The sequence below is a fragment of the Nocardia sp. NPDC004722 genome, from assembly GCF_053601505.1.
Genome location: NZ_JBSGBY010000337.1, coordinates 1 through 9,174, shown reverse-complemented (window position 1 = coordinate 9,174; position 9,174 = coordinate 1). Strand labels below are relative to the sequence as shown.

The 9,174-nt window shown below is 70.4% G+C and carries 8 protein-coding genes; 4 read left to right on the top strand and 4 right to left on the bottom strand.

Annotation, left to right across the window (positions count from 1 at the left end; genetic code table 11):
- The 3 genes from ACWELQ_RS28175 to ACWELQ_RS28165 form a co-directional block, all read left to right on the top strand.
- The coding region (locus tag ACWELQ_RS28175; protein WP_452400056.1) for an AMP-binding protein at window positions 1-933 on the top strand (933 nt) is incomplete at its 5' end.
- A gap of 143 nt (window positions 934-1,076) precedes the next feature.
- Entirely contained in the window at window positions 1,077-1,673 is a 597-nt protein-coding gene (locus ACWELQ_RS28170) for a TetR family transcriptional regulator (protein ID WP_452400055.1), read from the top strand.
- A gap of 26 nt (window positions 1,674-1,699) precedes the next feature.
- Window positions 1,700-2,353: an enoyl-CoA hydratase/isomerase family protein gene (locus ACWELQ_RS28165; RefSeq protein ID WP_452400054.1), complete on the top strand. Its 654-nt coding sequence runs from the start codon at window positions 1,700-1,702 to the stop codon at window positions 2,351-2,353.
- 23 nt (window positions 2,354-2,376) lie between these two features.
- Here the strand turns inward: ACWELQ_RS28165 and ACWELQ_RS28160 are convergent, their stop codons facing one another.
- Window positions 2,377-3,012, bottom strand: coding sequence for a response regulator (locus tag ACWELQ_RS28160; RefSeq protein ID WP_452400053.1), 636 nt, complete (start codon window positions 3,010-3,012; stop codon window positions 2,377-2,379).
- Window positions 3,009-4,178, bottom strand: a complete 1,170-nt coding sequence (locus ACWELQ_RS28155; RefSeq protein WP_452400052.1) for a sensor histidine kinase — start codon at window positions 4,176-4,178, stop codon at window positions 3,009-3,011. Before ACWELQ_RS28155 ends, ACWELQ_RS28160 begins: the two co-directional genes overlap by 4 nt.
- A gap of 284 nt (window positions 4,179-4,462) precedes the next feature.
- On the opposite strand from ACWELQ_RS28155, the gene ACWELQ_RS28150 reads away from it, so the two are divergent.
- On the top strand, window positions 4,463-6,010 hold the full coding sequence (locus tag ACWELQ_RS28150; RefSeq protein ID WP_452400051.1) for a multicopper oxidase family protein: 1,548 nt from the start codon (window positions 4,463-4,465) through the stop codon (window positions 6,008-6,010).
- Window positions 6,011-6,041: 31 nt separating this feature from the next.
- On the opposite strand, the gene ACWELQ_RS28145 is transcribed toward ACWELQ_RS28150, so the two are convergent.
- Together ACWELQ_RS28145 and ACWELQ_RS28140 are read right to left on the bottom strand one after the other, a co-directional pair.
- Window positions 6,042-6,998, bottom strand: a complete 957-nt coding sequence (locus tag ACWELQ_RS28145; protein WP_452400050.1) for an alpha/beta fold hydrolase — start codon at window positions 6,996-6,998, stop codon at window positions 6,042-6,044.
- A gap of 52 nt (window positions 6,999-7,050) precedes the next feature.
- Window positions 7,051-9,174 (bottom strand): crotonase/enoyl-CoA hydratase family protein (locus tag ACWELQ_RS28140; RefSeq protein WP_452400049.1); only part of this gene is annotated, 2,124 nt, incomplete at its 5' end.

The window sequence follows — 9,174 nt, the reverse complement described above, 5'->3', positions numbered from 1 at the left end:
GCCGCACGCAAAGCCGCCGCGCAACTGGCGGGCGTGCCCCTCGACGACACCCAGGCCGCCGAATGGGACCGCGCCGATGCCGCCGTATTGAGCGGGCTGCGTGCCAAACTCGGCCTGGATCAACTCAAATGGGCGCTGTCCGGGGCCGCGCCCATCCCGCCGGAAACCCTCGGTTTCTTCTTCGGCCTCGGCATCCCCATCTCCGAAGTGTGGGGAATGTCGGAACTGACCTGCATCGTGAGTGTCGCCCCGCCCGCCCAGGCGCGGCTGGGCACCGTCGGACGCCTACTGCCCGGGCTGGAATCGCGCATCGGCGAGGACGGTGAATACTTCGTGCGCGGTCCCCTGGTGATGCGCGAATACCGGCAGGAGCCGGAGAAGACCGCCGCCGCCCTCGACGCTGAGGGCTGGCTGGCCACCGGCGACATCATCAGCGAGGACGCCGACGGCTACCTGCGTGTCATCGACCGCAAGAAAGAACTCATCATCAACTCCGGCGGCAAGAACATGTCCCCCGCCAACATCGAGAACACCATCAAAGCCGCCACCCCGCTCATCGGCGCCCTGGCCACCATCGGCGACAACCGCCCCTACAACACCGCACTCATCGTGATCGACGCCGAATCCGCCGCACCCTATGCCGCCCAGCACGCGTTGCCCGACGCCTCCGCCGCCGCTCTGGCCGCCGACAAGGACCTCATCGCCGAGATCGCGCGCGGCGTCGCGGCCGGCAACACCAAACTCTCGCGCGTCGAACAGATCAAACGCTTCACCATCCTGCCCGTCTTCTGGGAACCCGGCGGCGACGAAGTCACCCTCACCATGAAACTGCGCCGCAAACCCATCGCCACCAAATACGCCACCACCATCGACGCCATGTACACCCCCGCCCTGTCCGACGGCGTCCACGAACCCGACACCACCACCGCCTGAGCGGCCCCCACCCGGAACCCGCGGGCGTGCAACCGGACTCGTGAGTTGTCCGCGCCGCCGCGGGGCCAGGCTTTTCGTCCGCACCCCTTCATATTCGTCCGCGCCCCTTCATAACAGAGCGCTTGCTCTGTTATGGTCGGTGGGTGCCCCGCCCTCGCATCCACGACCCGGACCTCGTGCTCGACGCCGCCGAGGCGCTGGCCGTGGCCTCCGGGCCCGCCGCGGTCACCATCCGCGCGGTCGCCGCCGCCACCGGCGTCTCCAACGGGGCGCTGTATCACACCTTCGGCTCCCGGGCGGAACTGGTGGGGCGCACCTGGATTCGGGCCGCGCACCGGTTTTTGGCGTTGCAGGCCGAACTGGTCGAGGCGGCCGGGGACGGCATCGACGCGGTCATCGCCGCCGCCGAGGCGCCGGCCGAATTCGCCGCGCTCTACCCCGCCTCCACGCAACTGTTCTTCCGGGTGCGTCGCGCCGACCTGCTCGGCGACGACCTGCCCGAGACGGTGCGCGCCGAACTCGCCGCCACCCAGAAAACCCTGGTCGCGTTGATGAAAACCCTCGCGCGGCGACTGTGGGGGCGCGGCGACGCCGCCGCCGTGGACACCCTCACCCTGTGCCTGGTCGACCTGCCGACAGCGATCCTGCTCGACCGTGACCGGCTCACCAACCCCCTCGCACGCCAGCACCTGCGGGCCGCCGTGCGCGCGGTCCTCGACATCGGGCCCGCACCCGCCTGACCCCATCCCTCCCCGAGGAGACACCCATGCCCACGCTGACCCACCACGACAAGATCGCCGTGCTCGACCTCGGCGACAGCGAGAACCGTTTCTCGCCGGAGGTTCTCACCGAGATCAACGCCCACCTCGACACCGTGCTCACCGACGGCAGCCAGGCCCTGCTCACCACCGCCACCGGCAAGTTCTACTCCAACGGCCTGGACCTGGACTGGCTCACCGCCCACCCCGAACGCGCCGAATGGTATGTCGCGCAAGTACAGTCACTGCTGGCGCGGGTGCTGACCTTCGCGCTGCCCACCGCCGCCGCCCTCAACGGGCACGCCTTCGGCGCGGGCGCCATGCTCGCCCTCGCCCACGACCACCGCGTCATGCGCGCCGACCGCGGCTACTTCTGCTTCCCCGAAGCCGACATCCGCATCCCCTTCAGTCGCGGCATGGCCGCGCTCATCCAAGCCAAACTCACCCCGCGCTCGGCGATCGCGTCCATGACCACCGGGCGACGCTTCGGCGGCGCGGACGCGCTGGCCTACGAACTCGTCGACGCCACCGCCGAACTCGACACGCTCACCGACGCCGCCGCGGCCATCCTCACCCCCATCGGCGCCAAGGATCACGCCACCCTCGCCGCCATCAAGACCGTCATGTTCGCCGACGCGGCCGCGGCACTGGCCAACGCCTGACACCGGCTCGATCCGCGACACCCTCACCGCGCCCGGCGGACCGCGAACACCGCCAGGCGCACCCGGTTGTCGCAGCCGGTCTTGTCCATCAGGTGCGCGAGATGCTTCTTGACCGTCGTCACCCCCAGATGCAGGCGCGCCGCGATCTCGGCATTGCTGAAACCCTCACCCACCAACTCCAGCACCTCACTTTCACGTGCCGTGAGAGCGACTGCGGGGGAAGGGGTTTCGGCCGGTGACGCGGTCGCGCGCGCGACCAGACGACGCAGCAGCGGCGGGGAGAACAGCAGCTCGCCGTCCATCACCCGCCGGATCGCGGCGAGCAACAACTCCGGATCGGTGTCCTTGACCAGATACCCGCTCGCGCCCGCCGCCAACGCCGGAAACAGATGCTCGTCATCATCGAACGTGGTCAGCACCAGCACCTTCGGCACCCGACCCCCACGCCCCACCAACTCCCGGGTCGCGGCCACCCCGTCCATGCCCGGCATCCGCAGATCCATCAACACCAGATCCGGGTCCACCTGCGCGGCCACCCGCAACGCCGCCACCCCGTCCGCGGCCTCCCCGACCACCTCGAGATCCGCGGTCGCCTCCACCAGCATCCGCAACCCCGCCCGCACCAACCGCTGATCATCCACCAGCAACACCCGAATCACCGCCCACCCCCGACGTTCCCGGACAGCCGCCGCGCCTCGTCCGCGGTCGCGGGCAAGACTGCCTGCACGATCCACTCCTGCCCGTGCGCCCCCGCCTCGAGCACGCCACCGGCCAGCGCGACACGCTCCCGCATCCCGGCCAGCCCGTGGCCGGGGACCGCGCGGGTCACCGCGGCCCGGTTGCGCACCGTCACCTCCACGCCGGTCCCGGTGCGCGCCACCACGATCCGCACCGACGCGCCGCGATCGGCATGCTTCATCACATTCGTCAGCGACTCCTGCACCAACCGCAACACCGTCAAGCGCGCGATCGCGTCCAACCCCTCCAGATCGGCGTCCACCTCGGCGTGGGTGTCGAAGCCGCCCTGACGCACCCGCGTCACCGCCGCCTCGAGCTCGGCGCGCACCACACCCGCATCCAGTAACGGCACCCCGTCCAGCCCCGGATCACGCAACGCCGCCAGCAGCCGCCGAATATCGCTCAACGCACCCGAAGCGGTATCACTCACATCGTCGAGCACCTCACCCACCCGCGCGTCGGCGTCCCCGAGGACGCGGCGGGCGACCTTGACCCGCAACACGATCGAGGCCATATGGTGGGCCACCAGATCATGCAACTCCCGCGCCAACGCCGTGCGTTCCTCGGCGCGCGTACGGATCTCCGCCTCCGCCGCCCGCGCCCGCAGACTCGCCGTCAGCTCCCGCTGCCCGCGCAGATACAACCCCGACAGCACCGGCAACCCCACATAGGCGGCCGCCTCCACGAACGTCGCACCCCGCCAGAACCCCGGCACATGCCCACCCCAATGCCCGACCACCCACGCACCCGCCCACACCCCCGACGCGATCACCGACGCGCGGCGATCCCCACGCATCACCGCCTCCACCACCGCCAGCGCCCCCAGATACGGCACCAACTCCGAAGGCCCCCACGCCGGGATCACGAACATCGGCACCGCCAGCACCGACAGCGTCACCGACATCGCCAGCGGCCACCGATCACCGACCGCGAACACCACCCCCGCCACCACAGCAAGCACCCAGTAAACGATCGGGACGCGGTACTCACCCGGAAAAGTGCTCGCCGCCAACAACGCCGGGATCAGCAGCAGCGGCAGCAAACGCGCGGCCTTCCAGCGTGCGGCCCGGGTACGGAGGTCGATCACGCCTCCACGGTAGAGAACCCGCCACCCGCCCGCCGCACACGGGTCGCGATAGCACAACGATTGCCCCGCCACAAGACTCCGGTGGCCGCAAACCGCACCCCGAACGCGGCCCAGGGGAGGAATCGCGGCACGCGCACAACCGGAAACCTGGACATCGACCCCGACCCCGCCGCAACTCGCACCCCGCCGCGACCTGCATCCGGCCGCGACGCAGCACCGGTCGCCACCCGCACCACCCGCGACCGGTACCGACCGAGCTCGCGGCATCGACCTCAGGAGCATCCGTGATCTCGCGACGACGCCTGCTCGTCACCGCCGCCGCCCTCCCGCTGGCCCTCACCGCCGCGGGCTGCACCCGAAATAGCGCTCCCGCCACGTCCACCGGTCCGCGCCCGCTGCCCATCCCGCCGCTGGCCGACTCCCACGTCGACGCCGCCGGGGTCCGCCACTTCAGCCTCACCGCACAAACCGGGACCACCGAGATCCGACCCGGAATCGCCACGCCCACTTGGGGATACAACGGATCGATCCTCGGCCCCACCCTGCGGGCGCGACGCGGGGAAACCGTGTCGGTCACCGCCACCAACACCCTGCCCGAAGCCACCAGCGTGCACTGGCACGGCATGCACGTGCCCGCCGCCAGCGACGGCGGCCCGCACCAGATGATCGCGCCGGGCGCCACCTGGACCCCGTCGTGGCGCATCGACCAGCCCGCCGCCATGCTCTGGTATCACCCGCACCCGCACGGCGCCACCGAGAAACACGTCTACCGCGGCCTGGCCGGACTGTTCTACCTCGATGACGACGACAGCGACCGCCTCGACCTGCCGCGGCGCTACGGCCTCGACGACATCCCCCTCGTGCTGCAGGACCGACGCCTCACCGCCGACGGGCATCTCGACGAAACCCTCACCAGCAGTTACGGATTGCTCGGCGACACCCTCACCGTCAACGGCGCTCTCGCCACCCACCACGACCTGCCTGCCCGCCGCGCCCGCCTGCGGCTGCTCAACGGCTCCTCGAGCAGGCTGTTCAACCTCGGCTTCGACGCGCACGGCTTCACCCTCATCGCCACCGACGGCGGGCTACTGGCCGCCCCGGTGCCCCTGACCCGGTTGCAACTGAGCCCTGGCGAACGCGCCGAAATCCTCGTCGATCTCGAACCCGGCGCGAGCACCACCCTGCGCGCCTACCCCGTCACCACGCGCACCGGCATCGACCGTCCCCAACGCTTCGGCTTCGACGACACCTTCGACGTCCTCACCCTGCGCGCCACCGCCGACCCCGCCCCCGCGCCCGCCCTGCCCGCCACCCTCGCCACGATCACGCCCCTGGTGCCCGCGCTACCGGTGACCCGCACCTTCGACCTCAAATGGTTCATGATCAACGGCGCGAAGATGGACATGAACCGCATCGACCTGACCCTCACCACCGGCGCCACCGAAATCTGGTCGGTCCGCAACCTCGAGGACTGGCCGCACAACTTCCACGTCCACGACACCCAATTCCAGGTTCGCGCCATCGATTCCACCCCGCCACCCCCGGAACTGGCCGGCTGGAAGGACACCGTCTACCTCGAACCCGGCCGCACCTACGAACTGGCCGTGCACTTCCCCGGCCCCGCCGACCCCGCCCACCCCTACATGTATCACTGCCACCTGCTCCACCACGAAGACCAAGGCATGATGGGCCAATTCCTGCTCCTGGACCCCGGCCAGCAACCCGCCTACGTCCCCGCACCCATGCCCGAGATGAGCATGGACCACGCCGGAATGGACCACACCGGCATGGGTGACATGCCGATGGGCGGCGGCACCCACGGCGGCCACTGACACACACAACAACCGGCGAGCCTACGAGGCGTCAGTCGAGCGCGTCGGGTCCGCAGGTCGTGTCGTGTCCGCCGTCGGCATCCGAGGGGTTGTTCGCCTCGGCCGCGTGCAGATGCGCGATCAGCAACGCCGCCACCGCATCCGGGCGCTCGGCGTGGAGGAAATGCCCGCAATCGGGTAGCTGGGCATGCGACACCCCGGCGTGCTCGGCCAGCACCCGCTGCAGCGCAGCAGACATACAGCCGTCGCGCTGCCCGGCCAGCGCCAGCGTCGGCAGCGGTGCGGGCGCGGCCATCAGCATCCGGCTGAACTCGCGAGTCGCGCTGTCGCCCACCGCGAACAGTGAGCGGTAGTAGCGTGTCGTCGCCCACGCACGCACCGGATCCCCGAACACCGAAGCCACCGGCGCGAACTGCTCCTCGGTGAACGCCCAACCCGGTGACCAGCGCCGCCACAACGCGCGCACGAACGCCGCGTCACCGCGCACCAGCAGCCACGGCGGCAGCGGTGAGGCCATGACCGGGATATACGACGACAGCCACAGCTGCCGGGGCAGCTGCCGCCACATGCCGGGCGCGACACCGTCACCGAACGGGGGAATCGCCAACAGCGTCAACGACTCCCACCGCTCCGGATCCTGCCGCGCCAGGATCATCGCCACGAACGCACCCCAGTCGTGGCCCACCAGATGCGTGCGCGGCGCACCGATCCGCGCGGTCCACGCCGCCACATCCGCACTCACCGCCATCAGGTCGTAGCGGGCCGACCGGTCCGCCGACCCCGCCGTATACCCGCGCAGCCACGGCGCGAGCACCTGATACCCGGCCGCCACCAACTGCGGGATCACCCCGTCGAAGCTGTGCGGGGTATCGGGAAACCCGTGCACCAACACCACCAGCGGGGCATCGGGCGCACCGAAGCGGCACGCGGTCAACACCAGCCCGTCACGCTCGAGGGTCAACGTCGTTTCGGTGAGATCGCTTGTCATGATTGTTCTTTCACGCTTGCAAGGGGAGACCGATGCGGGCGGGCGACCACGGTCAGCGGCCTCGCCACACCGGTGCACGCTTCTCCACGAACGCCCGCATCCCCTCTCCGGCGTCCTGTGACGACAGTGCCGCCGCCGCGACCTGCCCCTGCTTGGCGAACGCTTCACCCACCGACCAGTCCGGGGCCTGTTCGATGATCTGCTTGCTCGCGTCGATGCTCAACGGCGCGTTGACCGCGATCCGCTGCGCCAGCGCCAGCGCCGCCTCGAGGGCCTTGCCGGGTTCGGCGACCGCGTTGATCAAACCGATCTCCGCCGCGCGCGCCGCGCTGATCGGATCACCGGTCAACGCCAACTCCATCGCCAGTGCCCGCGGTAGTCGCTGCGACAGCCGCAGCACCCCACCGCCCACCGCCACCAGCCCGCGTTTGACCTCCGGGATCCCGAAACTCGAATCCGCCGCGGCCACGATCAGATCCGCCGCCAACGCCAGCTCACACCCACCCGCCAACGCCGGACCCTCCACCGCGGCGATCAACGGTTTGCGCGGCGGCACCGACACGATGCCCAGGATGCCGCGTTTCTCGGTCACCGGCACCTCGCCGCGCGCGGCCGCCTTGAGATCCATTCCGGCACTGAAATATCCGCCCGCCCCGGTCAGGATCGCGATACGGGCGTTCGGGTCGGCCTCGTAGGCGTCGATCGCGCGTTCCAACCCCAGCGCGGTCGCCAGGTTGATCGCATTGCGCGCGGCGGGCCGATTGATCGTGATGATCATGATGTGGCCGCGCCGTTCGATCAGCACCGGCGCCGGGGGCGGGGCGGGCAACGCCACCGCCTCGCTACCTCGCAGACTCAGCGACTCACCCGACACCGTCACCGGCAGCCCCAGCCAGTCCTGCTCGGTCAACGCCGTCAGCAGCTCGGAATCGGTGCTGCGCACCAGCACTCGCGCACCGTCGGGAGTGACCACGCTCACGATTGCGGCCTCCGGGTTCCCGGCCCGGTCATAGGGCAGCGTGTACGCCTCCACCACCGCCTCACCCTCGTAGCCGGTGCGTGCCGGACGCGTCGGAGGATGCTCGATGATCGGCGTCAGATGCCGGTAGCCGTGCCGGGGCGGCGTCGCGGAATACACGCCCAGCGCATGCTTGGTCAGATACCAGCCCAGCGAGGTCGCCAACCCGAAGGTCTGCGGCTCGGCCCGCAACCGGCCCACCAAGCTCGCCACCGCGTGCCCGCCGTAATTGTTGCCCGGCCCGCCACCGAAGGTCAGCCCGCCGGTCACCGACAGCGGCCGCTTGGGATCATCGGTCGGCAAACCCAATTCGCGCGCCGCGATCTGCACCGCCACCGGGAAACACGCGTACAGGTCCACATGGGTGAGATCCTCGGCGGTGATCCCCGCATGATCCAACGCCGCCGCACCCAGCGCGCGAATCGCCGGGGACGCCGCCAGCTCGGTGCGCTCACTCACGAACCACTCGTCGGTGCCCGAGGCGCCCGCGTGCAGGAACACCCACTTGTCCTGCGGAATACCGGCCGCCTCCGCCGCGGCCGCCGAGGCCACGATGATGCCCGAGGCCATGTCCACGCTCAGATTCGCGCACTCGAGCTTGGTGTAGGGCGCCGAGATCATCCGATTGTCCTCGCTGACCGTCGCGATCTGCTCGGCCGAGAACTCCTGCGGCTGCCAGGCATTCGGATTACCCGCCGCCACCGCCGACAACCGCGACCACAACGCCGCCACCGCCGCCGCGTGCTCGGCCACACCGCGGCCCAGCCGCCCCCGATTCGCCGACTCCAGCAACGCGTACATGTTGATCGGCGCCTGCAACCCCGCCGCGGACTCCGCGGCATTGTTGGCCGCCTTGTCGATGCCCACCGTGCGCGTCGGCGCCACCGTCGAATCCTGCACCGGCCACGACAATTCGATTCCGGCGCGCTGTGCGGCGGCCTGCGTGGCCCCCGCCTCCGCGCCCGTCACCAACACCAGCTCGTAGTCCCCGGCCGCGATCGCCGCGGCCGCCTCGTTGATGACCAGCTGCCCGCCGTCCCCGCCGAAGGGACTCGACTGCACCGTCTCCACCCCGCGCCCACCGGTGCCGTGCGCACCGAGCGCCGCAGCCACCAGCGCACCCAGATCCCGGTACTGCCACGAGGTCGGCGCCACCGC

What these genes read in the sequence shown, in the direction of transcription:
- ACWELQ_RS28165 (WP_452400054.1), top strand. Translation starts at nt 1,700, where the DNA reads ATGCCCACGCTGACCCACCACGACAAGATCGCCGTGCTCGACCTCGGC.
- ACWELQ_RS28145 (WP_452400050.1), bottom strand. Translation starts at nt 6,998, where the DNA reads ATGACAAGCGATCTCACCGAAACGACGTTGACCCTCGAGCGTGACGGG.